Source organism: Nocardia jiangsuensis, assembly GCF_042650385.1.
GTDB lineage: Bacteria > Actinomycetota > Actinomycetes > Mycobacteriales > Mycobacteriaceae > Nocardia > Nocardia jiangsuensis.
The window spans coordinates 70,708-97,599 of sequence record NZ_JBHSAX010000033.1 but is presented as its reverse complement, the minus strand read 5'-3'; the positions used below and the strand labels follow the sequence as shown (position 1 = coordinate 97,599).

The following is a 26,892-nucleotide window of genomic DNA, read 5'->3' as shown; positions in this document are numbered from 1 at the left end:
TTGATCTGACATGAGGATCGAAGCGCGCATCTTCGAGCTGCTCACGGTGTTCTTCATCATCGTCGGCGCCGTCTACGGCTTCTTCACCGCCCAGTCCCGCACCGGGATCGAATGGGCAGGCCTCACCGCCATCGTCCTGACCGGCGGCCTCTCCCTGATCATCGGCACCTACTTCCGCTTCGTGGCCCGCAGGCTCGACCTGCGGCCCGAGGACTACGACGACGCCGAGATCGTGGACGGCGCGGGCGACCTCGGCTTCTTCTCGCCGAACAGCCCGTGGCCGATCCTGCTCGCCGGTGCGGGTGCGGTGACCGCGCTCGGGCTGGCGTTCTTCCAGTTCTGGCTGATCGGCACCGGCGTGGTGCTGATCCTGGTCGCCGCGGCCGGGCTGGTCTTCGAGTACCACATCGGTCCCGAGAAGCACTGACCCGCGCAACGACGGAGCGCCCCACCGGAGTACCGGTGGGGCGCTCTCGTCTGTCCGGGGCTACTGGGTGGACTCGTAGCGCAGCGCGTTCTCCGAGCGGCAGATCTCGTCGATCTCGGCGACCAGGGCGCGCAGCTGCTCGGAGGGGAGCGCCGATGGGCGCAGCCGGGCCGTGAAGGCGATCAGACCGTGGTCGGTACCCGGGAGGTCCCTGCGCGCCGTTTCGGCCCGCAGATAGTCCGAGCGGACCCCGTACGTCATGGCGGAGATGACGGTGAAGCAGCCGGTCTCCTCGCGCAGCCCGGCGAAGAGGTCGTGCAGCCGGTAGAAGACCGAGGCGTAGTTGGCCAGCGGGGCGAAGACGCCGACCCGGTAGGCGGGGCCGCGCTCCGCGGAGCTGATCACGGTGTCCGCCAGGTACTCGGCGTCGCGCAGCGTGAGCACCTTCGGCGCGAACATGAGCGCGCCCGCGGCGGCGTTGCGCACCGGGGCGCCTGCCTTGCCGCTCGCGGCCGAGGCGATCGCGCCGAGCGACTTGCGGGTGCGGGTGCCGAGGTCGCGGCGGGCACGCAGCGAGCGGGTCGGGGTGGTGTGGTGCAGGCTCGACCACTGGCCGAAGCGCACGGTGCCGAGCTGCACGTGCCCGGTGCCCACCGGGCGGGAGACCTTGAGCCGCGCGGTGTCGACCCAGCGGCCCACCTGCAGCACCGACTCGCCCGGGCTGCTGATCTCCGCGTGCGCGTGCTCGACGAAGGAGTCGAAGTCGAGGAAGCGGTCGGCGTCGGTGGTGAGCCAGGTGTGGTCCTTGTCCACCTCGACCACGTCCAGGGTGAGCGCGGTGATGATGCCCGCCCGGCCGCCGCCGCCGAGGATCCGGCGGAACCGCTCGGTGTGGTGGCCGCGGCCGCAGGTGCCGATCCGGCCGTCCGGGTCCACGTACTCCAGGTCGGTGATCTGGTCGATGAAAAGGCCGTGCCGGTGCGAAGCGGTGCTCACCCCGCCCACCGAGGCGAAACCGCCCGCGGTGATGTCGCGGTGATCGCCGACGATCGGCAGCCCCAGGCCGTGCGCGCCGAGTCTGCGGTCGATGTCGGAGAGCTTCGCCCCCGCCTGCACCCGCACCGTCCGCCTGCCCAGGTTGATGTCGAGCACCTGGTTCATCCGCCGCATGGAGACGACGGCGCGCTGATCCGGCAGGTCGAGCCCGTCCTCGACCGGCTCCCCGCCGTGCACCTCGAGCCGGGCCGCGCGACCTCGTGAATCCCGCACGGTGCGAACCACATCGGCGGTATCGCGGGGCAGATATTCTTCGGTGGCGGCGGCGAAGTGCGACGTGCTCATGGCACGGAAGTCAACCACAGCGCGCCCGCTCGCGCTCCCCCTACCGCCTGCTCCGTGGTGCTTTCCGCCGACCGGAACGCACTGTTCCGCTTCATCGTGGCTCAGCTGAGGGCGATCACGATCCAGAGGGCGGCCAAGAGGATGAGGTAGACGGTGAGGGCGAGGGCGCCGACGGCGAGGAAGGCGGGGGCGATCCGGTTGCCGGAGGCGAGCGCGGGTTCGCCGCGGAGCAGCATGAGCAGCGGGATCTGGTAGCGCCCCGACTCGCCGAAGTCGGGGAAGAGCAGGGCGGCCACCAGGACGCAGGCGTCGGCGGCGATGAGCACCGGGTGCGCGAGCACCGGGGCGTGCTGGCCCGCGAGCGCCAGCGGGCCGAGCAGGAGCACCAGCGGTACCCCGTACGTCGTCACCGTCACGTCGTGCAGCCGGCCACCGGCCAGCAATCGAGCCGCGACCGCCACCGCGACGACGGCGATCTGCAACCAGCCGAAATCCATACCGCATTCCCTGTTCGTTATCCGCGCGACATGATGTCACATGCCTGGGATCCGTGCGGGACCGGTGGCGACCCGGGTCTGCCGGTGCTGGTTGACCTTTCGCGCCGGGCGGCGGGAGCTAGTGCCCCGCGAGCCGCTCGATCCGGTGCCCGACCTCGCCCGTCCAGTCGACGTGCGGCAGGTTCGCGTACTCGACCCAGAGGTGGTCGTAGGCGTCGCGGCCCTCGGTGAAGAGCCCGCCGCGCTTGTCCGCCTCGAACACGACGCTCATGCCGTGCTCGGCGGGGACGAAGCTCACCTCCAGCTGGTTGAGCCGCGGGAACCGGTGTGAGGGGCCGAACTCGATCTCCTGGAAGAAGGGGAGTTGCTGCGGGGTGTTGTGCAGCCTGCCGTGCTCGACGTCGGCGCTGCGCAGCGGGAAACCCCAGCGCCGCACGGCGTCGAGCAGGATGTGCTGGGCGGGCAGCGCGCCGACGCCGATCGGGTCGCTGTCGGTGGCGTCCACCGCGCCGCTCACGGCGAGCACGGTGCGCAGCGCGACCACGGTGCCGGGCAGCGGCTGACCGTCGAAGAAGGTGATCGGGGTCTCCAGGTGTGCCCGCGCGCCGAACCGGAACTCGTGGAAGGCGCCGGGGGCCAGGTCGAAGCCGTGGAAGACGTCGTGCGCGCCGAAGCCGGTGTCGCGGTGCGTCTCCCCGTCCTCGTACTCGTGCTCGACCCGGGTGACCAGCTCGACCGCGATCCGGTCGATGCGCTGCGGCACCTGGCCGCCGCGCACCCGCACGACGCCCTCGATGACGCCGCCGGGCTGCACGCCGGGGGTGAACAGCTCGGTCTCGACCTCGGCGCCGCCGACTCCGACGGCCGCAAGCAACTTCTTGAACATGACGGACAGTCTGCGTGCCCTGGCTCGAGAACGCCTTACGAAGCGCTTACGGCCGCCGCCGCCGCGCTCTTCAGCCGACGGCGGTGTCCGGGATGCGCGCGGCGTCGGCGGCCGGGTTGGGGCGGGAGCCGCTCGGCACGCCCTTCTTCAGGCTCGCGGCGTAGACGTCGACGTACTCCTGGCCGCTGAGCCGCATGAGCTCGTACATGACCTCGTCGGTGACGGCGCGCTCGACGAAGCGGTTGCCCGACATCCCCTCGTAGCGCGAGAAGTCGATCGGGGCACCGAACTTGACCGTCACCCGGTGCCGGCGCCAGCGGAAACCGCCCTGCGGGCTGATCTTGTCCGTACCGATCACCGCGACCGGGATCACCGGGACGCCGGTCTCCAGCGCGAGCCGGGCCAGGCCGGTCTTGCCCTTGTAGAGCCTGCCGTCGGGGGAGCGGGTGCCCTCCGGGTAGAGCCCGACGAGCTTGCCCTGATCGAGCAGCGCGCGGGCGGCGTTCAGCGCGTCTTCGGCGGCGTCGGCGCCGCTGCGGTCGATCGGGTATTGGCCGGTGCCGCTGAAGAACATCTTCTTCAGCCTGCCCTTGACGCCGGGGGTGGTGAAGTACTCCGCCTTGGCCAGGTAGTTGATCCGGCGGGGGCTGGACAGCGGGGCGAAGATCCAATCCGCGATGGAGAGGTGGTTGCCCGCCATGATGCAGGGGCCGTCGGCCGGGATGTGCTCGACGCCCTCGACCTCGGGCCGGTTGTAGAAGCGGAGGAATGGTCCCAGCAGCACGAATTTCAGCAGCCAGTAGAACATGGCATCCTTCCCCCGGACCGGGTGATGACGAGCGGGACCGACACGACGACTCTGTTTCCGACTCTACCGCCGGGTTTACGTCACATCCAATCCGAACGGTGCGTTTCACCACACAGCAACTCCGCCGTCACCCCCGGGCCGTGACGAGCGCGGCGCGGGCCAGCTCGGCGGCGCCGATCATGCCGGCCGCCTCGCCGAGCTGGGTGGTGCGGATGCGGGCGAGCGGGCGGTGCCCGGCCCCGGTGACCGAGCGGGCGTAGTGCTCCCTGGCCTCGTCGAGGAAGAGCGGGGCCGATGTGCTGACGCCCCCGGCGATCACCACCAGATCGGGGTCGAAGATGTCGCTGACGAAGGCGAGGCCGAGCCCGAGCCAGCGGGCGAAGTCGGCGAGCACCCGGACCGCGAGCGGGTCGCCGTCCTGGGCCGCGTCGGCCACCCGGCGACCGGTCAGCGAACCCGGGTCGCGGATGACATCACGCGCGAGCACGGTCGAGGTGACCGGGTCGGTGGCGAGCATCTCGATGGCGGTGTCGGCGAGCGCCGTTCCACTGCAGTACCGCTCCCAGCAGCCGCGTTTGCCGCACGGGCAGTGGCGGCCGTCCGGCACCACCTGCAGGTGGCCGAGCTCCGGTGCGATGCCGTGCGTTCCGCGGTACAGCTCGCCGTCGACCAGCAGCGCGGCGCCGATGCCGGTGCCGATCGCGATCAGCACCGCGTTGTGCCCGCCCGCGGCGGCGCCGAAGCGGTACTCGGCCCAGGCGGCGGCGTTGGCGTCGTGCTCGAGCACCACCGGGAGGTCGAGCTCCGCGGTGAGGGTGCGCGCGACCGGGGCGTCCTGCCACGGCAGGTGCGGGGCGAAGCGGACGCGGGCGCGGTCGGCGTCGACGAAGCCGGCGACGGCGAGCCCGACGGCGGCGATGTCGTGGCGCTGGCGCAGCTCGCGCACGGTGCGGGCGAGCGCGGCGTCGAGTGCCTTCGCGGAGTGCGGGGTCGGGGCGGTGACGGTGTCGAGCACCTCGCCGTCGGCGTCGACGACGGAGGCGCGGATATTGGTGCCGCCGACATCGATGCCGACGGTGAGGGGGGCGCCGCCCTGGAGCCGCCCGGTCATCGCCGGACGGTCACGGGGATGTCGACGTAGCCGCTGCCACCACGCCGGAAACGGCGCTTGTCGGCGCCTTCGGCACGGGTGCGCTCGGCCGCGCCGGATTCGTCCGCTCCGGAGCGGGCAGCGGCTCGCCCGGTCGCGGAGCGGTGGCCCGCGTCGGCGTCCGGCTGTACCGCCCCGGACGGACCCGGATCTCCCTGCGCGGCGGCGTCGTCCGGGTGTGCGGGCGCATGCTGGTGCGGCTCGCCGGTTTCCGGGTCGAACCGGACCGGCTCCACCGGGACGCCGGCGAGCGCCTCGCGCAGCACCGTGACGATGGCGGTGCCGTGGTCGGCGATGGCGGCGAGCACGTCGTGCCGCTCACCGCGGATCAGCGCGGCGGCCGCGCAGACCGGGCACCAGCTGCAGCTCTCCCAGTCGGTGCGCCCGGCGGTGGCGCTGCGCCGCAGCACCGGCTCCACCCGCTCCAGCACCGCCTCGGCGAGCAGCTTGAGCTCGGCGGCGAATTCGGCGAGCTCGTCCTCGGGCTGCCGATCGGTCATCGCGGCCACTCCTGCGGGTCCGGGCGGAAGCGCACCACCAGCGCGCCGTCGCCGAGCTCGGCGCCGTCGACCGTGCATCGCCGCAATACCGGCGCCAGCGGTACCCGCCGCCGGACCCCGTCCGCTCCCACGATCAACTCGTCCTCCACTCGTCCAAGGCGCAGCGTCGCCGGATCGACGACCGGAAGCCGCATCCGCAGCGTGTACACCGACTCCAGGCCAGTACCCGATTCCCATCGAACCACCGGGCCGTTTCCCTCGGCGGGATTCTCGCCAAGCATAGGAGGCGGCGGCAGCGGAACCGAGAGCGCGGCCAGCGCGTCGGCGCCGACCGGCTCGGCGCCGCGGTGCTCGGTGACCAGCACCGGGACCTCGGGCATGGCGCCGCGCAGTTCGTCGAGGACGGCGAGCTGTTCGGCGCGCAGCCCCAGGTACCAGCGCACCGCCGGATGCGCGGCGGCGAGGTCGGGCACCGGCGGCACCGGGGGGAGGACCTTGTTGACCAGCACCGCGTCCAGGCGCAGCCCGAGCAGCGCGGCCGCGGAGCGGACCCGCGCCGACTCCGCGGCGGAGAGCCGCTCGGGCAGCGTCACCAGCCGCGCGCCGGTGCGGGCCGGGTCGGCGAGCAGGTCGCGAACCTCGGTGATGGCGGCCACGATCCGGTCGACGGTGCCTGCCAGCACCGCACGGCGCAGATCGGTGCCGCCCCTGCTGAGCGCGCGGTCGTGCTCGGGCCAGATCCGGCTCAGGTAGCCGAGCAGGGTGTCCGGCGCGGTGACGATGCGCAGCATGTCGGCGGTGGGCGGGCAGTCGAGGACGACCAGGTCGTACCGCTCCTCGGCCACGTACTGCGCGACCTCGACCAGCACGAGCAGCTCCTGCACCCCGGGCAGCCCGGTGAGCTCGGCCGGATCCAGCGCGGCCGGGTCGATGCCGTCGTGCCGGTGCCGGGAATCGGCTGCCAGCAGCCGGACCACGTCGGCGAAGCGATCCTCCAGCAGCGCCAGCGAATCCAGCTCGACGAGCTCCAGATTCGGTGCGACGGTCGCGATCCCGGCGATGGTGCCCGCGTCGTGCGGGAAGCGGAAGCCGAAGGCGTCGCCGAGCGAGTGCGCCTGGTCCAGCGAGGCGATCAGCACCCGCTGCCCGGCCCGCGCGCGGGCCGCCGCGGTGGCCGCGGCCAGCGTCGTCTTGCCGACGCCGCCCTTGCCGACGAACAGCTCGAGGCGGGTCCGCTGACCGGTCAGCCTTCGACCCGCTTCTTCAGTTCCTTCAGCGCGGTGTCGGTGATGACCTTCTCGGCCTTGCGTTTGAACATGCCGATCATCGGGATGTTCAGGTCGACGGTGAGCTCGTAGACCACCCTGGTGCCGCCGCCGGGCTGGTCGGTGAGTTCGTAGCTGCCGTCCTGCGCCTTCTGCAGCTCGCCCTCGAGCAGCGTCCAGCTCACCGCGCGGCCGTCGGCGCGCCAGCTGTAGCGCAGCACGTAGGTGTCCTTGACGACGCCGGCGTCCAGCACGAAGCGGGCGGTGCCTGCCCGGCCGTCGGGGCCGACCTCGAGCACATCGACGGATTTCGCCGCCGAGACCCACTCCGGGTACCGGCCGAGATCGGCGATGACGGCCATCACCTGCTCCGCGGGGGCCTCGACGACGATCGATCTCTGGGTCCGGTCGGCCATGGCTGGCGGCGGTTCCTTTCGACGGGTGCGGTGGTCGGCAACCGGCTCACGAGACGAGCAGGTCCGGCCCTGGCGTGACGCCGGCCGGGCGGTCCGCCTCCAGCCGGGACTTGATCTCGAACGACATCTCCTTGCCCGCGATCCGCCGCTCCCTGGCCAGCGCGGCGAGGCGGCGCGGGGCGGGCGGCTCGCCCGCGGGGTCGGCGTGCAGGAAGTAGTGCAGGATCACCCCGTCCAGCGAGGGCTCGAGCCACACCTCCATGGAGCCGGTCACCGCGCCGCTCACGAGCCAGCGCACACCCTTGTCGCCGCGGTCCTCGCGGACCTCCAGCTCCAGGTCCGGCCACCAGCGGCGCCAGTGGTTCGGCGCGCCGAGCACCTCGGCGACGGCCGCTCCCGGCGCGGCGACGAAGGTCTGGTCGGCGACCACGATGCTGCTCACCCGGGTGACTGTAATGGACCGATGTGACGCAGCCGACCGGGGTGGGGCCGAGCGGCGCCGCACCCACTCCGCCGGGCGGTGCGCTCGGCGATCAGCGCAGCAGCTGCCGCAGCCGGGCGCCGTGGCTGTCCCAGCGCCACTCCCGCTGCACCCACTCGCGCCCGGCGGCGCCCATGGCGGCGGCGCGGCCGGGGTCGCCGAGCACGTCGACCAGAGCCCGGGCCAGGTGTGGCACCGAACGGCCGTCGACCACGTAGCCGGTCTCGCCCTCGCGCACGGTCTCCGGGGCGCCGCCGGAGCGGCCGGCCACCACCGGAACGCCGCTCGCCGACGCCTCCAGGAAGACGATGCCGAGCCCCTCGACGTCCAGCCCGGCGCCGCGGGTGCGGCACGGCATGGCGAAGACGTCGCCGATGGTGTGGTGCGCGGCCAGCTCGGCGGATGGCACCCGCCCGGTGAAGACCACGTGCTCGGCCACCCCGCAACTCTCGGCGAGCCTGCGCAGCCGCTGCTCGTCCGGCCCGCTGCCCGCGATCACCAGCACCGCGCCGTCGATCTGCGCGCGCACCGGGCGCAGCGCCGCGATCAGCGCGTCCTGCCCCTTGCGCGGGACCAGCCGGGAGAGGCACAGGATGGTGGGCCGGTCGCCGAGGCCGTATCGGGCGCGCAGCTCGGCGCGGGCCGCCGGGTCCGGCGCGAAGACCTCGGGGTCGACCCCGGGCGGCAGGTACTCCAGCGCGGCGTCCGGGCCGAAGGCGGCGGCGAACCGGCCGCGGGTGTATCTGCTGACGTAGGTGACGACGTCGGTGTGCTCGCCGATCACCCGCAGCGACTGCCTGGCGGCGGGCAGCATGGACCAGCCGACCTCGTGGCCGTGCGTGCTGGCCAGGATGCGCTCCGCGCCCGCCCGCCGGAGCAGCGGCGCGAGCAGCGCGAGCGGCGCGGCGGCGCCGAACCACACGGTGTCGCAGCCGTGCTCGCGCAGCAGCCCGCGTGCCCGGCGCAGCACCGCCGGGGTCGGCAGCATGAGCGTGGTCGGGTGCCGCACCACGCGGTACTTCTGCGCGGCGTCGAACCGCTCGTGGCTGTCGCCGCGCCAGCGCGGGGCGTAGACGACGAGGTCGTCGGGGGGGAGCTGTTCGGCGAGCGCCTGCAGGTAGGACTGGATGCCGCCCGGCCGTGGCGGGAAATCATTGGTGACCAGCAGGGTTCGAGCCATGCGGACAAACCTACCGGGCCGCGGCGGCGCCGCTCCGCGCGGCGATCCAGCCCAGCCAGCCCGCCACCAGCTCGGCCCGGCCGACGCCGAGTTCGGCGCGCAGCGCGGCGTCCTCGCCCGCCGGGTCCAGTTGGCCTGCGGCCAAGCGCCGGTACAGCCGGGGCACGGCCTGCTCGCCGAAGGTGTCGGCGAGGTAGGCCTGCACCGACCAGGCCCGCTCGTACGCCTGCACGGCGTCCGGGCCGCGGAAGTCGGCGTCGGTGGGCAGGTCCGTCGGGCCGGCGCCCGCGCGCAGCGCGGCGGTCAGGGTGGGGGCGGTGGCGGCGAAGGCGGCGGGGCGCGCGCGGTGCGCGGTGTAGTCGGCGAAGCCCTCCAGCACCCACTGCGGCGCGGCGTCGGAGGTGACGGCGCGCGCCGCGACGTGGGTGAGTTCGTGTCGCAGCAGCGTGGCCAGGCCGTCCGGGCCGAGCCTGCGGCCGGCGTCGGGGGAGAAGACCACGCGCTGGCCGGTCGGGGTGCTGCCGGGCCGGAACGGGTCGGCGACGCTGGCGGCGGCGAGCTCCGGCGAGACCGGGCCGGTGGCCCGGATCAGCCCGGCGAACTCGGCGGGGCCGTCCGCGACGGCGAGCAGCGCGGTGCGCGGCCACCCGGGGCCCCACACGGCGGTGACGGCGTCGACCGCGGCGGGAAGTTCGGCGGCGAGTACCGCGATGTCGGCGGCGCGGTCCGGGTGGCCGACCACCAGCGATTCGCCGCCCGCGGTCGGCGTTGTCCGGGCGACGAGCGGGCCGAATGCCTCCATGGTCCGGCGGACCTCGGGGAGCCGGGGATGAGCCGCCGCGGCGGCGGAGAGCCCCGGCTCGCCCGGTTCACCCGGCCCCGACCGCAGGGTGAACAGCGCGACACCGGCGCCGAGCAGCAGCACGAGGGCCGCCGCGACGAGCGTCGGGGGCCGCACCGGGGTCAGTAGCGCCGGGCGGAGTGGTACGGGGTGCTGCTCATCGGCGCGACCGCGACCGGGACGCCGAAGGTGGAGGCGTGCAGCATCAGCCCGTTGCCCGCGTAGATCCCGACGTGCGAGATCTCCGGGTAGAAGAAGACGACGTCGCCGGGTTGCAGGTCTTCCTTCTTCACCGGGGTGCCGTAACTCGCCTGCGCGGAGCTGGTGCGCGGCACGTTCTTGCCGACCTGCTTGAAGGCCCACTGCACCAGGCCGGAGCAGTCGAACTGGCTCGGGCCGGTGGCGCCCCAGACGTACGGGTCGCCGACCCGGGTGAGCCCGGCGGCCAGCGCGCTGGTGCCGCTGCCGGGGACCAGCCCCTGCAGCAGGGTGTCGCGGTCGAAACCGGGCGGGAAGGGTGAACCGGCGAGCCCGGCCCGGTCGGTGGCGGAGAGCTTCCCCCACGCCTCGATCACGCGGGAGACGGCGCCGCTCAGATCGTCCTGCTTGTGCCGCAGGTCGGCGCGCACGGCATCGGCCTTGTCGGCGGCGGCGCGGGCGGAGTCGGCGGCCGAACGGGCCTCGGTCTCCGCGGCCGAGGCGACGTCGGTGACGTGCCGGAACTTGTCCAGCTGCTCCTGGGTCTGCGCGGACATCACGTCCAGCGTGGACATCTGGTCGAGCAGCTGCTGCGGGGAGTCGCTGACCAGCACCGCGAACAGCCGGTTGGTGCGCGCGCCCTGGTAGGCGGCGATGGCGGTGCGGTCGATCATCGGCTGGTACCGGCGCACCTCGGCGCGGGCGGCGTCCAGCTGGGCCTGCGCGGATCCGTGCTTGACGTCGGCGTCGTGCTGCGCGCCGAGCTTGGCGTCGAGGTCGGCCTCGGCATCGAGCGCCTGCTGGTTGAGCTGTTCGGACTGCCGGGAGAGGTCGATCATCTGCTGCACGGCGTCACCGGGGGTGGCGGGCAGCGCGACCGGGTCGGCGCCGGCCGGGCCGCTGCTGTACAGCGTGACCGCGACCAGCACGGCCGCGAACGTGCTCGCAACGGCACGGGTCTGGCTTCGGTGTGCTGCCACGATCTGTCGCGCCCCGTTCTGTCGGTGAAGATGGGAACCCCGCGAAGGTCTCGATCAGGTTACGGAACGGTCCCGGACCGTGTCCACCCGGGTGCGGGTCCCCGATGTTCCCGGCGCCGCGCGGTCGCGTGGCGCGGCGCCGGGAACGCGGGCGGGCGCTCAGAAGCGGCGCGCGCCGCTCACCGGCATGGAGGAGATCGGGGCGACCTTCACCGGCTGGCCGGAGGTGGAGGCGTGCACGACATTGCCGTCGCCGGCGTAGAGGCCCGAGTGCCCGCCGCCGTAGAACGAGATCATGTCGCCGGGCTGCAGCTCGTCCATCGAGACGGCGGTGCCCGCCGAGAGCTGGGCGCCGCTGGTGCGCGGCAGCTCGACGCCTGCCTCGGCGTAGGACCACTTGACCAGGCCGGAGCAGTCGAAGGCGTTCGGCCCGGCGGCGCCGTACACGTACGGCGAGCCGACCTTGGAGAGTGCGGCGTCCAGCGCCAGTTCGCCCGCGGTCTTCTGCGGGGCGACGAACGGCGGGGCGCCGGGCAGTTCGATGCCGGGCAGCCCCTGCGGGATCTGGACGGTGTCCGGGACGTCGAAGGTGCCGACGCCGGGGATGGTGATCGGCTGGGCCGACGCGGGTGCGGCGGGAAGGAGGAACGCGCCGGTGATGGCTGCTCCGACGGCTCCTGTGGCCAGGGCTCGCTTGGCGGTCTTCGCCATGATGCGGTCTTCCTCTCTGCCTCACGACTCCGTGAGGTCTCGAGAAGGTTACGAACAGATCACGGGGGGTTGTAAAGCCCGGGGTTCGCGACATCCGGACATTTCGGAGAGTTGGCTATGCATATCTGAGTTCGATCTCACATCAATCACGAAATGGTAACTCCGGGAAACGCCACATTGACCGAGGGGTGTGATCCGGGCGTGTCAGAATTCGGATCAGTGTGGCGACGAGCGATGTCTTCGCACGTGGGGGCGGTTTAGGTCGAGGGAACCGTTATTGCTCTCCCGCGGCTCGAGTGCGTGGTTCGGAAGCGAGTCTTGCAGACCGTACGTCCGGTATGGATTTGTTCCGAGTGTGATAGCTGATCGGAATATTGGAGACTCCGATCACATCGTCGTATCTCGGACGGCCCGGACGGGTAATTACACGCATGTCGCCCGTGTCGGTGGCTCCGTTTACGCTGCCCGCCATGTCCGCGCAACTGGCGTTCGACGAGCTCGACACCCCGCTCTACGACACCACCTTCGTCGTCGTCGACCTGGAGACCACCGGGGGCAGCCCGGCCGCGGACGCCATCACCGAGATCGGCGCGGTCAAGGTGCGCGGCGGTGTCGTGCTCGGCGAGTTCGCCACGCTGATCGATCCGGGGCGCGCCATCCCGCCCGCGATCGTGCGCGTCACCGGCATCACCGACGTCATGGTCTGCGCGGCGCCGCGGATCGAGGCGGTGCTGCCCGGCTTCCTGGAGTTCGCCGCCGGTGCGGTGCTGGTCGCGCACAATGCCCGCTTCGACACCGCGTTCCTGAAGGCCGCCGCCGAGCGCAGCGCGACGCCGTGGCCGAATCCGCAGGTGGTCTGCACGGTGAAGCTGGCGCGCCGGGTGCTGGCCAGGGACGAGGCGCCCTCGGTGCGGCTCGGCGTGCTGGCCAGGGTGCTCGGCGCGAGCGTGCAGCCGACGCACCGGGCGCTCGACGACGCCCGCGCCACCGTCGACGTGCTGCACGCGCTCATCGGGCGGGTCGGCAACCTGGGGGTCCGCAGCCTCACCGAGCTGCTCGACTACCTGCCCGACGTCTCCGCCGGGCAGCGCGCGAAGCGCGGGCTGGCCGCCGGGCTGCCGGCCGCGCCGGGGGTGTACCTGTTCCGCGGGCCGGGCGACGAGGTGCTCTACATCGGCACCGCGGTGAACCTGCGCCGCCGGGTGCGCGGCTACTTCACCGGGTCGGAGACGCGCGGGCGGATGAAGGAGATGGTCGCGCTCGCCACCCGGGTCGAGCACGTGGTGTGTGCGCACGGGCTGGAGGCGGGGGTGCGCGAGCTGCGGCTGCTCGTCGCGCACGCGCCGCCGTACAACCGGCGCTCCAAGTTCCCGAAGCGGGGGTGGTGGATCGCGCTCAGTGCCGAGCCGTTCCCGCGGTTCACCGTGGTGCGGGAGCCGGATCGGGTGGCGCTCGGGCCGTTCCGCTCCAGGGCGGACGCGGTGGACGTCGCCGCGAGCCTCGCCGAGTTCTGCGGGATCCGCACCTGTGCGGGGCGGTTGCCTCGAGGGGCGCGGCACCGCTGCCCGGCCGCGGTCGTCGGGGGTTGCCCGGCCGCCACCGCCGAGGGGCTGGACGCGGCCGGGTACGCCGAGCGGCCCGCCGCCGTGCGCGCGCTCTTCGCCGGGCGCAGCGACGCGCCGCTGCGCGCCATGCTCGCCGAGATCGAGCGCCGCTCCGAGCGCGAGCACTACGAGGCCGCGGCGCGGCTGCGCGATCGGGCCGCGCAGGTGGTGCGGGCGCTGGCGCGCACCCAGCGGCTGGTCGCGCTCGCCCGGCTGCCCGAGCTGATCGCCGCCGGGCCGGACGGGGCGGGCGGCTGGGAGTTCGCGGTGATCCGCCACGGGCGGCTGGCCGGGGCCGGGTGCGCCCCGCGCGGCACCCCGCCCATGCCGGTCGTGGAGAGCATCGTCGCTGGCGCCGAGACGGTATCGGTCCCGGAGGGCGACGGGGACGACATCGCGCCGCTGCGCGGAGCCTCGCCGGAGGAGGTGGCGCTGGTCGCGCGCTGGCTGACCCGGCCGGGGGTGCGCATCGTGCGCACCGAGATCGGCTACGCCGAGCCGCTGGCGGGGGCCGCCGGGCACCTGGCGTGGGCGGAGAAGGCGCGGGCGGCGGCCCGCCCGCCGGACCCGGAACGGGAGTACCGGGAACGGGCGGGCTGACCGCCTACGCTGACACCATGATTACCGCGATCGTGCTGATCCACGCCGACAACGCCCGCATCCCGGAGACCGCGCAGGCGGTCGCGGACACCGCGGGCGTCACCGAGGTGTACTCCTGCGCGGGCGACGTCGACCTGATCGGCATCGTGCGGGTGCGCGACCACGAGCAGGTCGCCGAGGTCGTCACCGCCGGGATCGACAAGGTGCCCGGCGTGCTGCGCACCACCACGCACATCGCCTTCAAGTCGTACTCCAGCGCGGACGTGGAGGCGGGGTTCTCGCTCGGCGAGTGAGCCCGCCGATCAGTCCGCGAGCACCGCGGTGAGCGCGACCCAGCGGTCGAGCAGCTCGGCCGCCTTCCCGCCGTCCACCGCGGCGGCGGCGCGCTCGATCCCGGCGCCGAGCGCGGCGTGCAGCGCGTCGCCGAGCGCCGGATCGCCCGCGGCCAGCGCCGCGGCGAGCGCGCCCGCGGTCTCCGCCCCGACCGCAAGGTCGTAGGCGACGACGGCGGCCGCCGAGTTCAGCAGCACGGCGTCCCGGACCGGGCCCTTCGCCCCGGCGAAGACGTCCCGCGCGACGGCGGCGTTCACCACCGCGTCGCCGCCGCGCAGCGCATCCAGGTGCACCAGCGGGATGCCGACCCGCACCGGGTCGATCACGGTCTCGCGCCGCACCCCGCCGGAGACCACCCAGGCCACCGTGGTGCCGGAGGTGGTGATCTCGTCCAGCCCGTCGTTGCCGCGCACCACCAGCGCGCTCGCGCCGCGCTCGGCGAAGACCCCGGCGATCACCGGGAGCAGGTCGGGGAACGCGCAGCCGACCAGCCCGGCGCGCGGCTGGGCCGGGTTCGTCAGCGGGCCGAGCACGTTGAAGACGGTCGGGATGCCGATCTCCTTGCGCGCGGGTCCGGCGAAGCGGAGCCCGGCGTGGAAGAGCGGCGCGAAGCAGAAGCCGACCCCGACCTCGCGCACGCAGCGCGCCACCGCCTCCGCGCCGAGCGCGAGCCGCACGCCGAGCGCCTCGAGCACGTCGGCGCCGCCCGCCTTGGAGGTGGCGGCCCGGTTGCCGTGCTTGACCACCGGGACGCCTGCCGCGGCGACCACAACGGAGGACATGGTGGAGATGTTCACCGAGCCGGAGCGGTCGCCGCCGGTGCCGACGATGTCGACCGCGTCGCCGTCCACCCGGACCAGCGTGGCGTGGCCGAGCATCCCCGCGGCCATGCCGCCCAGCTCGGCGGGGGTGGGGCCCTTGATCTTCATGGCGACGCCGAAGGCGGCGATCTGGGCCGCGGTGGCGTTGTCGGAGAAGATCTCGTCGATCACCCAGGTGGTGTCGTCCGCCGTCAGGTCGCCGCCGTCGGCGAGTACGCCGAGCACCTGGGGCCAGCTGCGCACGCTCATCTCCACCCGTTCTTCCGTTCGATGTCGGGTTGCAGAGTAGTGCGGAACGGCGCGCCCGCGCCGCCGGATTCCGCCCGGCGTGGGTTCCACGCGGCTCAGCCCGGCTGGAGCGCCTCCCAGCCCTCGGCGACGCCGTCGTGGCGCTGGGCCAGCCCGGCCATGCGGGAGCGCTCCTGTGAGCAGTGCAGCGCGTCGAGCACCTGGACGCGCTGGAGCAGCAGCAACCCCGGGTCACCGGACTCCGCCCGCACGTACCCGTCCTGCCCGGCGAGCTCGCACACCCGCGCGACGTGCTCGGCCGGGACCCGGAGATGGTGCCGGAGCACCACCTCGTCGCCCGGAACGAACCGATCGGCCCGTTCCAGCGCCGCGGACGACGCCTCGGCATCGTCGAAACTCGACGCGACGACGACCAGATCCGGGCGCCCCGGATCGAGGGCCGCTGTCTTCACCGATCCGAACAACCGCCGCCACCATGGCCCGTCCGCCATCTCCGGCCTCCTTCTCGACGTGTTCTTCCCGACACGGGGGGAGCGACTTTCGCACCCGGCTACCTCTGTCGTACTACGGCGAGTCATACTTACCCCGTGACGACCGCAGTAGGGACCCAAGGATCGGCCATTACCCAGCGTGTGCATTCGCTGAACCGGCCCAACATGGTGAGCGTCGGTACCATCATCTGGCTGTCCAGCGAGCTGATGTTCTTTGCCGGCCTGTTCGCGATGTATTTCGTCGCGCGCGCGCAGGCGAACGGGAACTGGCCCCCGGAGCCCACCGAGCTGAACCTGGGTCTCGCCGTTCCGGTCACCGCGGTCCTGGTCGCATCCTCCTTCACCTGCCAGATGGGCGTCTTCGCCGCCGAACGGGGTGATGTGTTCGGGCTGCGGCGCTGGTATGCCGTCACCCTGGCCATGGGCGCGTTCTTCGTCGCCGGGCAGGGCTACGAGTACTACCACCTGGTGCACGAGGGGACCTCGATCTCGAGCAGCGTGTACGGCTCGGTCTTCTACATCACGACCGGCTTCCACGGCCTGCACGTGATCGGCGGGCTGATCGCGTTCGTCTTCCTGCTGGCCCGCACGAAGATGAGCAAGTTCACGCCCGCGCAGGCCACCGCGGCCATCGTCGTCTCCTACTACTGGCACTTCGTCGACATCGTGTGGATCGCCCTGTTCGCGACGATCTACTTCGTCCGCTGACGCGGGCGTGGCGAAACGTAACGTCGGTTCCGTCTACTCCAAAGGGACACAGATGAGTTCATCTCCCCCGTCAGCGCCGAAGCCCGCCGGCCCCGGAAAGGGCGAGGCCGGCACGATCCGCAGGCAGCGCAGGCTGCGCAGGCGGATCGCGGGCGGTCTCGCGCTCCTGGTTGGACTGGTCGGAGCCGGGTTCCTCGCGACCGCCCTCACCCCGGAGCCCCAGGTGGCGACGGCGAACGAGGACACCTCCGCGCTCATCCGCGAGGGCAATCAGCTCTACGACACCTCCTGCATCACCTGCCACGGCGCCAACCTGCAGGGCGTCGAGGACCGCGGTCCGAGCCTGATCGGCGTCGGCGAGGCCGCCGTGTACTTCCAGGTGTCCTCCGGCCGCATGCCGATGACCCGCAACGAGGCCCAGGCCGAGCGGAAGCCCCCGAAGTTCGACCCGCAGCAGACCGACGCGCTCGGCGCCTACGTGGCGGCCAACGGCGGTGGCCCGACCGTCATCCGCGACGCGAACGGCGAGATCGCCCAGGAGTCGCTGCGCGGTACCGACATCGGCCGCGGCTCCGAGCTGTTCCGGATGAACTGCGCCTCCTGCCACAACTTCACCGGACGCGGCGGCGCGCTCTCCTCGGGCAAGTACGCCCCGCCGCTGGCGCCGGCCAGCGAGCAGCAGATCTACGCCGCCATGCTCACCGGCCCGCAGAACATGCCGAAGTTCTCCGATCGCCAGCTGAGCGACGAGGAGAAGCGGGACATCGTGGCGTACGTGCTGAACGTCAGGGAAGAAAAGGCTCCCGGCGGCTGGGACCTCGGCGGCTTCGGCCCCGCGACCGAGGCGCTCGCCCTCTGGGTGATCGGCGTCACGGCGGTCGTCGGTGCCGCGATGTGGATCGGAACCCGGGTATGAGTGCAGAGGAGCGCAACGACATGGTCCGGCCGGACGAGGGGTCCGAGAGCGCCGAGCGGCAGTCCGCCGCTGAGCGGCACGACACTGCCGAGCGGCACGACACTGCCGAGCGGAAGCTCGACCCCAAGGGCACCTTCACCTCCGAGCAGCTCGACGGGCTCACCCGGGACGAGCTGGTCGCGATCGGCACCGCGCGCGACGACGTCGACGTCGCCTACCGGGCCGAGCGGTTCCCGGAGCCGGGCACCCGCGCCGAGAAGCGCGCGGAGCGGGCGGTCAGCTTCTGGTTCGCCGTCTCCGGCATCGCCGCGGCCGCGCTGGTCGGGGTCTTCCTCTTCTGGCCGTGGGAGTTCAAGGGCGCGAACGAGGCGGGGCACGCCGAGTACGCGCTCTTCACCCCGCTGGTCGGGCTCACCTTCGGTATCTCGGTGCTGGTCATCGGCATCGCCGTGGTGCTGATCAGGAAGCGGTTCATCCCGCACGAGCTCTCCATCCAGACCCGCCACGACGGGCCGTCCGACGAGGTCGAGCGGCGCACCCTCGCCGCCCAGATGTCGGACGCGATGGAGACCACGACGCTCGGCCGCCGCAAGATGATCACCCGCACCGCGGGCGCCGGTGTCGGCGTGCTCGGTGTCGGCGCGCTGCTGGTCTTCGTCGGCGGTCTGATCAAGAACCCGTGGGCCAAGCGCGACAAGTCGCCGCTCTGGGTCTCCGGCTGGACCCCGGACTACCCGGGCGAGACCATCTACCTGCGCCGCGACACCGGACGTCCGGAGGACGTCGTGCTGGTGCGGCCCGAGGACCTGGACGCGGGCGCCATGGAGACGGTGTTCCCGTGGAAGGAGAAGTGGCGCGGTGACTCGCACGAGACGCTGCAGTCGCTGCGCGGCATCCGCAATGCCGTGATGCTGATCCGGCTCCGCACCGAGGACGCGGAGAGCGCCATCAAGCGCAAGGGCCAGGAGAGCTTCAACTACGGCGACTACTTCGCCTACTCGAAGATCTGCACCCACCTCGGCTGCCCGACCTCGCTGTTCGAGCAGCAGACCAACCGGATCCTGTGCCCCTGCCACCAGTCGCAGTTCTCCGCGACCGAATGGGGCAAACCGATTTTCGGTCCGGCCGCCCGCGCCCTGCCGCAGCTGCCGATCACCGTCAATGCCGAGGGGTACCTCGTCGCCGCCCGCGACTTCATCGAGCCGCTCGGGCCCGCCTATTGGGAGCGTCGATCATGAGTGCTGAAGCATCGGGCGGCCGCGCGGCCGGCCAGATGAACGAACTGGACGAGCGTTACCGCGCCGCCGCCTTCGTGAAGCGGTCGGTGAACAAGGTCTTCCCGACCCACTGGTCGTTCCTGCTGGGTGAGATCGCGCTGTACGCCTTCATCATCCTGCTGCTGTCCGGCATCTACCTCACGCTGTTCTTCGACCCGTCGATGACGCACGTCGTCTACGACGGCTCGTACCAGCCGCTGCGCGGCGTCGGGATGTCGCGGGCCTACGAAACCGCGCTGAACATCTCCTTCGAGGTGCGCGGCGGCCTGTTCGTGCGCCAGGTGCATCACTGGGCGGCGCTGCTCTTCGCGGCCTCGATCATCATCCACCTGTTCCGCATCTTCTTCACCGGCGCGTTCCGCAAGCCGCGTGAGGCGAACTGGGTGATCGGCTCGCTGCTGCTGATCCTGGCGATGTTCGAGGGCTTCTTCGGCTACTCGCTCCCGGACGACCTGCTCTCCGGCACCGGCCTGCGCGCCGCGTTCTCCGGCATCACCATCTCGATCCCGGTGATCGGCACCTGGATGCACTGGCTGATCTTCAGCGGTGACTTCCCCGGCGACATCATCATCCCGCGGCTCTACATCGCGCACGTGCTGCTGCTGCCCGGCATCATCCTGGCGCTGATCGCCGCGCACGTCGCGCTGGTCTGGTACCAGAAGCACACCCAGTTCCCCGGCCCGGGCCGCACCGAGAACAACGTGGTCGGCGCCCGCATCGTGCCGGTCTTCGCCGCCGACCAGGGCGCGTTCTTCGCCTTCACCCTCGGCATCGTGGCGATCATGGGCGGCGTGCTGCAGATCAACCCGATCTGGAACCTCGGCCCGTACAACCCGTCGCAGGTCTCCGCGGGCTCGCAGCCCGACTTCTACATGATGTGGACCGACGGCATGGCCAGGTTGATGCCCGCCTGGGAGCTCTACCTCGGCCGCTACACGATTCCGGCCGCCTTCTGGGTCGCGATCATCATGGGGCTGGTGTTCACCCTGCTCGTCGCCTACCCGTGGATCGAGCGCAAGCTCACCGGCGACACCCAGGCGCACCACAACCTGCTGCAGCGGCCGCGCGACGTCCCGGTCCGGACCGCGATCGGCGCCATGGCGATCACCTTCTACGTGGTGCTGACGCTCTCCTGCGTCAACGACATCATCGCGCTGAAGTTCGACATCTCGCTGAACGCGACCACCTGGATCGGCCGGATCGGCCTGCTGATCGCACCGCCGATCGCCTACTTCCTGGCGTACCGCTTCTGCATCGGCCTGCAGCGCAGCGACCGGGCGGTGCTGGAGCACGGCATCGAGACCGGCGTGATCAAGCGGCTGCCGCACGGCGAGTACATCGAGGTGCACCAGCCGCTCGGCCCGGTCGACTCGCACGGCCACCCGCTGCCGCTGGAGTACCAGGGCGCGGTCGTGCCCAAGCGGATGAACCAGCTCGGCTCGGCCGGCCAGCCGGGCACCGGCTCGTTCCTGCGCGCCGACCCGGTGCAGGAGAGCGAGAAGAACTTCGCCCACGAGCACGCGGAGGAGCGCAAGCAGCTCGCCGTGCTGCAGCGGGTGCAGGAGGAAGCCGAGCGCAACGGGCACAACGGAAGCAACGGGCACCACTGATTCAGCGGTCCCGATCGGGACGGGCCCCGGATCCACGCGGATCCGGGGCCCGTCCCGTCTGCGGGAGCGCCGCTCAGCGGCTGCGCCGCCGGAACGCCTCGATGGCGTCGAACTTGGCCAGGTTGTGCCTGGCGTCGGCGAGCGCGTCGTGCGCGTCGGCCGGGACCGGGGGCAGCTCGGGGTTGCCGTGCGCGTCCCAGTGTTGGCGCAGCTCGTTGGTGTAGCGCGGGAGCGCGGTCGGCAGCTCCACCATCGAGCCCCAGAGCTGGCAGAGCGCCACGTGGTCGTAGGCGGCGACCCAGGCCCAGAGCTCCGGCTGCACGGTCGGGCGGGGCAGGAGGAACGCCGCCAGGTCGTTCCGGATGCGCTCGCGGGAGCGGCGCAGCGGCGAGTGCGGCGGCGGCAGCTGCGGCAGCACGTGTCTGCGCACCCACGGCCCGGCCCTGCTCTCGTCGAATTCGGTGGAGACGGCGTAGTATTCGCGGCCGTCCTCGCACACGACGCCGATCGAGACCAGGTCGATGGTGACGCCGTCCTCGATGAACTCGCAGTCGTAGAAGTAGCGCAGCGTGGCTCCTCGGCTCGGTGGGCGCCGGGGATCGGCACCGCCCGTTCACCCTATGCGGTGCCGCGGTACGTATTCTGAACTGGTGAATTGGACCGTCGACGTACCGATCGACCGCTTGCCGGAACTGCCGCCGCTCCCCACCGAGCTGCGCAGCCGCCTGGACGAGGCGCTCGCGCGACCCGCGCTGCAGCAGCCGTCCTGGGATCCGGAGCAGGCCGCCACCATGCGCACCGTGCTGGAGAGCGTGCCGCCCATCTGCCTGCCCGCCGAGGTGGACGAGCTGCGCGAGCGGCTCGCCGAGGTGGCCCGCGGCGAGGCATTCCTGATGCAGGGCGGAGACTGCGCGGAGACCTTCGCCGACAACACCGAGCCGCACATCCGCGGCAATATCCGCACCCTGCTGCAGATGGCCGTCGTGCTCACCTACGGCGCCAGCCTGCCGGTGGTGAAGGTGGCCAGGATCGCCGGGCAGTACGCCAAGCCGCGCTCGTCGGACACCGACGCGCTCGGCCTGACGTCGTACCGCGGCGACATGGTGAACTCGCTGGTCGCCGATCCGGCGCTGCGCGTGCACGACCCTTCCCGGCTGGTCCGCGCCTACGCCAACGCCAGCGCCGCGATGAACCTGGTGCGCGCGCTCACCGGCGCGGGCATGGCCGACCTGCACCGCGTGCACGACTGGAACCGCGACTTCGTCGCGCAGTCGCCCGCGGGCGCCAGGTACGAGGCGCTGGCCGAGGAGATCGACCGCGGGCTGCGCTTCATGACCGCCTGCCGGGTGAACGACCCGAGCCTGCAGCAGGCCAGGATCTACGCCAGCCACGAGGCGCTGGTCCTCGACTACGAGCGCGCCATGCTGCGGCTGGCGGAGAACGCGGCGGGCGAGCCGGTGCTCTACGACCTCTCCGCGCACTTCCTGTGGATCGGCGAGCGCACCAGGCAGCTGGACGGCGCGCACATCGCGCTGGCCGAGCTGCTGGCCAACCCGATCGGCATCAAGATCGGGCCGAGCACGACGCCGGAGCTGGCGGTCGAGTACGTCGAGCGGCTCGACCCGAACAACGAGCCGGGCCGGCTCACCATCGTCTCCCGGATGGGCAACAACCGGGTGCGCGACATCCTGCCGCCCATCGTGGAGAAGGTGCAGGCCACCGGGCACCAGGTGATCTGGCAGTGCGACCCCATGCACGGCAACACCCACGAGGCCTCGACCGGCTTCAAGACCAGGCACTTCGACCGGATCGTCGATGAGGTGCAGGGCTTCTTCGAGGTGCACCGCGGGCTCGGCACGCACCCGGGCGGGCTGCACATCGAGCTCACCGGCGAGGACGTCACCGAGTGCCTCGGCGGCGCCCAGGAGATCTCCGACCTCGATCTCTCCGGGCGCTACGAGACGGCCTGCGACCCGAGGCTGAACACCCAGCAGTCGCTGGAGCTGGCCTTCCTCGTCGCGGAGATGCTGCGATAACTAGGGGAGCGCGGTGAGCGTGACCGTGGAGCCCGCCTCCACGTTCGCGTTGACCCCCGGCGCCTGGCCGATCACGACCGAGCCGTCCGACGGCGTCAGCTGCCGCACCTGCACCTGCAACCCGAGCTGCTGCAACTCGGCGCGCGCGGTGCCGACGTTCTTGCCGACCACCCACGGAACGTCCACCGCGTTCGAGACCAGCAGCACCACCGGGTCGCCGGACTGCAGCTGAGTGCCCGGCCGAGGGTCGGTGCCGATCGCCTTGCCGCCCGCGGTGTCGGGGTCGTACTGCTCCCTGGTCTCGGAGATCTCCAGCCCGGCGGCCTGCAGGATGCTCGCCGCCTCCTCGGTGCTGCGGCCGCTCACGTCCGGCACCTTGACCGGCGTCGAGCCGCGGCTCTTGAAGACCTTGACCTGGCCGCCGGTCGGCAGCACGGTGCCGGGCGCGGGCTCGACCCTGGCCAGCGTGCCCTTCGGCGCGCTGCTCCCGGCCTCGCCCGCGTCCACCGGGGTGAGCCCGGCATCGCGGATGGCGCGGTTGATCGCGGCGATATCGGCGCCCGCGCTCGCCTCCGGTACCCGCGGCCTGCCGCTGGAGACCAGCACGCCGACGGTCGAGCCCTTGGTCACCTTCGAGCCCGCCGACGGGTCGCTGCCGACCACGCCGCCCACCGGGACGGTGTCCGACGCCTTCTGCCTGATCTCGGTCTCGAACCCGGCCTCGGTGAGCGCGGCCACCGCGCGCTCGGTCGGCATCCCGGCGATGGCGGGCACCGGCTCGTAGCGGCCTGCGCCGAACCACCAGCCGCCGACGCCGACCAGCAGGGTCAGCACCGCGACCAGCGCGACCCACAGCCACACCGTGTGCTTCCGGCGGTGCGGATCGGCTGCATAGGGGTGCTGTTGCTGCTCGTAGGGGTCGTAGCGCTGGGGCTGCGGCAGCCCCGGCTCGTGGTGCACGGCGGTGCCGTGGTCGACCGGCCGCGCCGCGGTCTGCACCCGGGTGTGCTGATGCTGCTGCGGGGGCGGCGGCGGAGGCGTCTCGGCGACGCGCCTGCTGGAGCTGGTGTGCTCGGCGGATTCGCGCGGGGCGGGCACCCGGTAGGCGGGCAGCGCCAGCGCGGCCGCGATCCCGCGCAGCTCGGCGGCCATCTCGGCGGCATCGGTGAAGCGGTGGCTCGGCTCGCGGGCGGTGGCGCGGGCCACCAGCTCGTCGAACTCGCGGGGGACGCCGTCGATGAAGGCGCTCGGCGGCGGCACGTCGTTCTCGATCCGCTGGTAGGCGATCGACAGCGAGGTGTCGCCGGTGAACGGCACCCGGCCGGTGAGCAGCTCGAAGATCAGGATGCCGAAGGCGTAGACGTCCGAGCGGGCGTCGGCGGTGCCGCTGGTGACCTGCTCGGGGGAGAGGTAGGCGGCGGTGCCGAGGATGACGCTGGCCGAGGTGGTCGTCGCCGCGGCGACCGCGCGGACCAGGCCGAAGTCGGCGATCTTCACCTCGCCCGCGTCCGAGATGAGCACGTTCTCCGGCTTGATGTCGCGGTGCACCAGCCCGGCCCGGTGCGCGACGCCGACCGCGCCCAGCGCGGGCTCGGCCACCGCGCGCACCGCGTGCGGCGGCATCGGGCCGCGCTCGCGGAGCAGCTCGCGCAGCGTGCCGCCCTCGACCAGCTCCATGATCAGGAACGGGTGCTCGCCGTCGACGCCCTGGTCGTAGACCGCGACCAGCGAGGGGTGCTTGAGCTTGGCCACCGAGCGCGCCTCGAACTCGAAGCGGGCGAGGAACTGCGGATCGGAGGCGAAGCGCGGATCCATCACCTTGATCGCGACCGGGCGGTCCAGCCGGGTGTCGACGCCGCGGAAGACCGTCGACATCCCGCCCCGGGCGATCGGCGCATCGATGCGATAACGCCCTTCGAGCATCTGGCCGATCACGTGTTCCTCCGGATTCCGAACGTCCACCTCTCGCCGTGCCTGGCGACGGGCGATGCGGCCGCCGGTGCGGCCGGTGTCGATGGTATCGGCGCGGCGGCCCCGGGTGGATCACGACGTGCGGGAACCGACCGTCTACGGTAGTTGCCCGTGAGTTCCTTTCCCTGCAGCGAGGATGTGCTTCCGGCCGACGTCGAGCTGCTGAACCTGCCCGACGTCGCCGAACAACTCGGTGTCCCGGTCACCCGGGTGCACCAGATGCTGCGCGACCACCAGTTGCTCGCCGTCCGCCGGGACGGTATCGCCGGCGTGCCCGCGCGGTTCCTCGACGCGGACGGCGCCGTCGTCAAGATGCTTCCCGGCCTGATCACCGTCATGCGCGACGGCAAGTACACCAACGAGGAGATCCTGGAGTGGGTCTTCACCGACGACCCGACGCTGCCGGGTAAGCCGGTCGATGCCCTGCACGGGGATCTGGCGCGCGAGGTCGTGCGCCGGGCGGCTGCGGATCCATTCTGAGCGGGTAGTTCGCTCAGCTACTCGCCCACAAGCCGAGGAGTTCGCGCACCTCGGGCACCGTGGAGTACGGATGCACGAGGGTGATCACGTCGGCCAGCCGGCGCTGCAACCGGGCCGATGCCAGCTCCGTGATGGTGGCGAAGGTGTCGGTGAGCTGTCCGCCGGCGGCGACGTCACCGCTCCGAATCGAGTTGTGCGTCAGATGCAGTTGCCAGGAGGCCCGCTCGCGTGGCCAGACGCTGGAACCGGCGATCACGTCCCGCAGGTGCGCGGTGGTGGCGGCGTGTTCGCCCGGGCGCATATGGACCTTGCCGGAGACGCCACTCATCTCGGCTGCGGGCAGGTACACCAGGCCGGGATCGAACCCGCGGCTGGAGCCGTAGGCGCGGAATGCGCGCGAGACAGCCCTGGTCATCTCCGCGCGGTTGCCGTGGTGGTCGGCGGTGAGGTGCTGATCGGTGCGGCCCAGATGGTCGCGAATCGACTGGATGCGCTGGTCTTGCGGACGGGTAAGCACCGGGGCCATGGCGTCGCCTGTAGATCGCTCAGCGGTCGAGGGTTTCGCGCACTTCGGGACTGCGGAGTCCGGTGGCGATCCGCTTACGCAGTGCATTCCGATGAGCGTCGCGCCTGCTTGGACCGTCCATACCCGGCTCCTTCCAGAAACTCCCTCAGCTGCCGGGCCTCGGCACGGACGGGTGGTGCGGGGGCGATGGTTTCGAGGTGGGCAATCGCTTCCAGCAGACCGGTGGCTGTTCGGGTCGAGCGCACTTCATCGACGAGCGGTACGAGCGGCCGGAGTGTGTTCTCGGCTTCTCGCCAGGCGTGCGCATGGATCTGAGCACTGAACAATGACGCCAGGTGGATGTAGCGGGATCGGATCTCCCGGCGTGGAACGGCCTCGGCGGAGGCGTGGAAGGCATCGACCGCGCGGGTCCATTTGCCGTCGTCGGCCCACACCATCGCCTCGTGCCACCCCAGCTCCTGGTTGCTGATCCACCACACCCACGGCGGATCGTTGTCCGTCACGCCGTCGAGGTAGCGCGACCGAGCCTGGGCGAAGGCGCGGGCAGCCCCCTGCTGATCGCCTCCCCGTGCCAGGGCACGAGCCTCACGGACACGGAACATCGCTTCCAGCCGCGGTGAAAGCGACCCCTGATCCAGCACCATGCGCGCGATGCGCAGCGCTTCGACAGGTCGGCCGAGGTAGCCGGCGTGCATCGACATGTTCTGCAAGGTCAGCAGCTCCATATTGCGGTCACCAGCAAGACGCGAGAATTGCAGAGCTTCGCTGTTCACATGGCGTACGAGTTCATGTTCGCCTGCGTCGTAGAGCAGCCACCCGGCGACTTCGCCGAGTTCGCCGGCGGCAGCGTAGAGATCTCGCTCGACCGCTGGCTCACAGCGAGCTGCACCGAGCTTGCGGTGTACTGAGCGGAACAGTTGTAATGCCGCCCCCGAGGACTGATCGCCACCGAAGGTGGCATCGAGATCCACCAACTGGCGGATGCGGCTGTGCAGCGATTCGACATAGTCGTCGTCGAGATCAGCGGAGACGATAGCCGTTGCCGCGGAGGGCGGGCCGAGCAGGGGCGGGGACGACGGCAATATGGGTTCGGCATCGTCGGACGGGCGCCCGTGCCGCGCTCGCCACGCGGCTTCGCCTTCGGCCACGATCTGTTCGAAGCGGGCTCGGTCTTCGGGTGTGGTCCGGCGTTCGAGGGTGGTGTCCAAGATGCCCTGGGTCATCGAGCGAGGCCGGACACTGCCCAGTCCGCTGCGCCAGTTGTTGATCGTGGTGGTTTCCACACCGAGCAGCGCGGCATAGTCCCGGATCGACTTGCGCATGGCTTCTTGCAGCGCCGCTGCTTCGAAGCCCGTCCATTCCCGCCCGCGTACCATCGCTTCAATGCCTCAATCTCAGTCTTGACCTGGGCAAACCCCTGTGAAACCCCCACGCTCCGCCCCCATTCTGCCCCCGCCGGGCCAGTCCGCGCCAAACCCTCTGTGGCGCAAGGTCTAAAGCGGTACCCGGCACCGGGGCGACGCCGCCCAGCCTGCCCGCCCGGGTGGCGCACCGGCGGTCCGACAGACAGGGCCGTCCGTGGCCTTCCC

The 26,892-nt window shown here is 71.9% G+C and carries 28 protein-coding genes; 9 read left to right on the top strand and 19 right to left on the bottom strand.

Annotated features, from left to right (window positions below; all coding sequences use genetic code 11):
- Positions 1-10: 10 nt before the first annotated feature.
- Positions 11-427 carry a cytochrome c oxidase subunit 4 gene (locus ACFO0B_RS29005; protein ID WP_378616437.1) on the top strand — a complete coding sequence of 139 codons (417 nt, stop codon included), beginning with the start codon at positions 11-13 and terminating at the stop codon, positions 425-427.
- Positions 428-487: 60 nt separating this feature from the next.
- Here the strand turns inward: ACFO0B_RS29005 and ACFO0B_RS29000 are convergent, their stop codons facing one another.
- From ACFO0B_RS29000 to ACFO0B_RS28940, 13 genes are all read right to left on the bottom strand, one after another.
- On the bottom strand, positions 488-1,768 hold the full coding sequence (locus tag ACFO0B_RS29000; RefSeq protein WP_378616435.1) for an FAD-binding oxidoreductase: 1,281 nt from the start codon (positions 1,766-1,768) through the stop codon (positions 488-490).
- Between the two features lie 101 nt (positions 1,769-1,869).
- Entirely contained in the window at positions 1,870-2,265 is a 396-nt protein-coding gene (locus ACFO0B_RS28995; RefSeq protein ID WP_378616433.1) for a hypothetical protein, read from the bottom strand.
- A 118-nt stretch (positions 2,266-2,383) separates the two neighbouring features.
- The gene (locus tag ACFO0B_RS28990) at positions 2,384-3,151 is read right to left on the bottom strand and encodes a sporulation protein (protein ID WP_378616431.1); all 768 of its coding nucleotides are present in this window, start codon (positions 3,149-3,151) and stop codon (positions 2,384-2,386) included.
- 70 nt (positions 3,152-3,221) lie between these two features.
- Positions 3,222-3,959: a lysophospholipid acyltransferase family protein gene (locus ACFO0B_RS28985; RefSeq protein ID WP_378616429.1), complete on the bottom strand. Its 738-nt coding sequence runs from the start codon at positions 3,957-3,959 to the stop codon at positions 3,222-3,224.
- 127 nt (positions 3,960-4,086) lie between these two features.
- Positions 4,087-5,070 carry an ROK family glucokinase gene (locus ACFO0B_RS28980; protein ID WP_378616427.1) on the bottom strand — a complete coding sequence of 328 codons (984 nt, stop codon included), beginning with the start codon at positions 5,068-5,070 and terminating at the stop codon, positions 4,087-4,089.
- On the bottom strand, positions 5,067-5,609 hold the full coding sequence (locus ACFO0B_RS28975; RefSeq protein ID WP_378616425.1) for a hypothetical protein: 543 nt from the start codon (positions 5,607-5,609) through the stop codon (positions 5,067-5,069). Before ACFO0B_RS28975 ends, ACFO0B_RS28980 begins: the two co-directional genes overlap by 4 nt.
- Positions 5,606-6,829, bottom strand: coding sequence for an ArsA family ATPase (locus tag ACFO0B_RS28970; protein WP_378617273.1), 1,224 nt, complete (start codon positions 6,827-6,829; stop codon positions 5,606-5,608). The genes ACFO0B_RS28975 and ACFO0B_RS28970 overlap by 4 nt, the downstream gene beginning before the upstream one ends.
- A gap of 23 nt (positions 6,830-6,852) precedes the next feature.
- On the bottom strand, positions 6,853-7,290 hold the full coding sequence (locus ACFO0B_RS28965) for an SRPBCC family protein (protein ID WP_378616423.1): 438 nt from the start codon (positions 7,288-7,290) through the stop codon (positions 6,853-6,855).
- Between the two features lie 46 nt (positions 7,291-7,336).
- Complete coding sequence (locus ACFO0B_RS28960) at positions 7,337-7,732, bottom strand: polyketide cyclase / dehydrase and lipid transport (RefSeq protein WP_378616421.1); 396 nt, start codon at positions 7,730-7,732, stop codon at positions 7,337-7,339.
- Positions 7,733-7,823: 91 nt separating this feature from the next.
- Complete coding sequence (locus ACFO0B_RS28955) at positions 7,824-8,951, bottom strand: glycosyltransferase family 4 protein (protein ID WP_378616419.1); 1,128 nt, start codon at positions 8,949-8,951, stop codon at positions 7,824-7,826.
- A 10-nt stretch (positions 8,952-8,961) separates the two neighbouring features.
- Positions 8,962-9,909, bottom strand: a complete 948-nt coding sequence (locus tag ACFO0B_RS28950; RefSeq protein WP_378616417.1) for a hypothetical protein — start codon at positions 9,907-9,909, stop codon at positions 8,962-8,964.
- 5 nt (positions 9,910-9,914) lie between these two features.
- Complete coding sequence (locus tag ACFO0B_RS28945; protein WP_378616415.1) at positions 9,915-10,970, bottom strand: NlpC/P60 family protein; 1,056 nt, start codon at positions 10,968-10,970, stop codon at positions 9,915-9,917.
- A gap of 159 nt (positions 10,971-11,129) precedes the next feature.
- Complete coding sequence (locus ACFO0B_RS28940; protein WP_378616413.1) at positions 11,130-11,681, bottom strand: C40 family peptidase; 552 nt, start codon at positions 11,679-11,681, stop codon at positions 11,130-11,132.
- A gap of 470 nt (positions 11,682-12,151) precedes the next feature.
- On the opposite strand from ACFO0B_RS28940, the gene ACFO0B_RS28935 reads away from it, so the two are divergent.
- Both ACFO0B_RS28935 and ACFO0B_RS28930 read left to right on the top strand, forming a co-directional pair.
- Positions 12,152-13,885, top strand: a complete 1,734-nt coding sequence (locus tag ACFO0B_RS28935; protein ID WP_378616411.1) for a DEDD exonuclease domain-containing protein — start codon at positions 12,152-12,154, stop codon at positions 13,883-13,885.
- A 17-nt stretch (positions 13,886-13,902) separates the two neighbouring features.
- Positions 13,903-14,178 carry an Lrp/AsnC family transcriptional regulator gene (locus tag ACFO0B_RS28930; protein WP_378616409.1) on the top strand — a complete coding sequence of 92 codons (276 nt, stop codon included), beginning with the start codon at positions 13,903-13,905 and terminating at the stop codon, positions 14,176-14,178.
- Between the two features lie 9 nt (positions 14,179-14,187).
- Here ACFO0B_RS28930 and trpD read toward each other — a convergent pair whose 3' ends face one another.
- Both trpD and ACFO0B_RS28920 read right to left on the bottom strand, forming a co-directional pair.
- Entirely contained in the window at positions 14,188-15,288 is a 1,101-nt protein-coding gene (trpD, locus tag ACFO0B_RS28925) for an anthranilate phosphoribosyltransferase (protein WP_378616407.1), read from the bottom strand.
- Between the two features lie 95 nt (positions 15,289-15,383).
- On the bottom strand, positions 15,384-15,779 hold the full coding sequence (locus ACFO0B_RS28920) for a hypothetical protein (RefSeq protein ID WP_378616405.1): 396 nt from the start codon (positions 15,777-15,779) through the stop codon (positions 15,384-15,386).
- Between the two features lie 96 nt (positions 15,780-15,875).
- Here ACFO0B_RS28920 and ctaE point away from each other — a divergent pair, with 96 nt between their 5' ends.
- From ctaE to qcrB, 4 genes are read left to right on the top strand one after another with little or no spacing between them, the layout of a single operon-like run.
- Entirely contained in the window at positions 15,876-16,487 is a 612-nt protein-coding gene (gene ctaE / locus ACFO0B_RS28915) for an aa3-type cytochrome oxidase subunit III (protein WP_233016725.1), read from the top strand.
- A 52-nt stretch (positions 16,488-16,539) separates the two neighbouring features.
- Entirely contained in the window at positions 16,540-17,403 is an 864-nt protein-coding gene (gene qcrC, locus ACFO0B_RS28910) for a cytochrome bc1 complex diheme cytochrome c subunit (protein WP_378616403.1), read from the top strand.
- A 20-nt stretch (positions 17,404-17,423) separates the two neighbouring features.
- Positions 17,424-18,641, top strand: coding sequence for a cytochrome bc1 complex Rieske iron-sulfur subunit (gene qcrA / locus ACFO0B_RS28905; RefSeq protein WP_378617271.1), 1,218 nt, complete (start codon positions 17,424-17,426; stop codon positions 18,639-18,641).
- A complete protein-coding gene (gene qcrB / locus ACFO0B_RS28900; RefSeq protein WP_378616401.1) occupies positions 18,638-20,290 on the top strand; it encodes a cytochrome bc1 complex cytochrome b subunit in 1,653 nt (550 codons plus the stop codon). Before qcrA ends, qcrB begins: the two co-directional genes overlap by 4 nt.
- Before the next feature lie 73 nt (positions 20,291-20,363).
- Here the strand turns inward: qcrB and ACFO0B_RS28895 are convergent, their stop codons facing one another.
- Positions 20,364-20,858 (bottom strand): polyadenylate-specific 3'-exoribonuclease AS, encoded by a 495-nt coding sequence (locus tag ACFO0B_RS28895; protein WP_378617269.1) that lies wholly within the window; start codon positions 20,856-20,858, stop codon positions 20,364-20,366.
- Between the two features lie 82 nt (positions 20,859-20,940).
- Here ACFO0B_RS28895 and ACFO0B_RS28890 point away from each other — a divergent pair, with 82 nt between their 5' ends.
- The gene (locus ACFO0B_RS28890) at positions 20,941-22,326 is read left to right on the top strand and encodes a class II 3-deoxy-7-phosphoheptulonate synthase (RefSeq protein ID WP_378616399.1); all 1,386 of its coding nucleotides are present in this window, start codon (positions 20,941-20,943) and stop codon (positions 22,324-22,326) included.
- Here the strand turns inward: ACFO0B_RS28890 and pknB are convergent, their stop codons facing one another.
- Positions 22,327-24,261: a Stk1 family PASTA domain-containing Ser/Thr kinase gene (gene pknB, locus ACFO0B_RS28885; RefSeq protein ID WP_378616397.1), complete on the bottom strand. Its 1,935-nt coding sequence runs from the start codon at positions 24,259-24,261 to the stop codon at positions 22,327-22,329.
- Positions 24,262-24,408: 147 nt separating this feature from the next.
- Between pknB and ACFO0B_RS28880 the strand changes: the two genes are divergently transcribed.
- Complete coding sequence (locus ACFO0B_RS28880; RefSeq protein ID WP_378616396.1) at positions 24,409-24,777, top strand: Rv2175c family DNA-binding protein; 369 nt, start codon at positions 24,409-24,411, stop codon at positions 24,775-24,777.
- 13 nt (positions 24,778-24,790) lie between these two features.
- On the opposite strand, the gene ACFO0B_RS28875 is transcribed toward ACFO0B_RS28880, so the two are convergent.
- Both ACFO0B_RS28875 and ACFO0B_RS28870 read right to left on the bottom strand, forming a co-directional pair.
- Entirely contained in the window at positions 24,791-25,303 is a 513-nt protein-coding gene (locus tag ACFO0B_RS28875) for a hypothetical protein (protein ID WP_378616395.1), read from the bottom strand.
- Positions 25,304-25,377: 74 nt separating this feature from the next.
- Positions 25,378-26,625: a hypothetical protein gene (locus ACFO0B_RS28870; RefSeq protein WP_378616393.1), complete on the bottom strand. Its 1,248-nt coding sequence runs from the start codon at positions 26,623-26,625 to the stop codon at positions 25,378-25,380.
- Between the last annotated feature and the right edge of the window lie 267 nt (positions 26,626-26,892).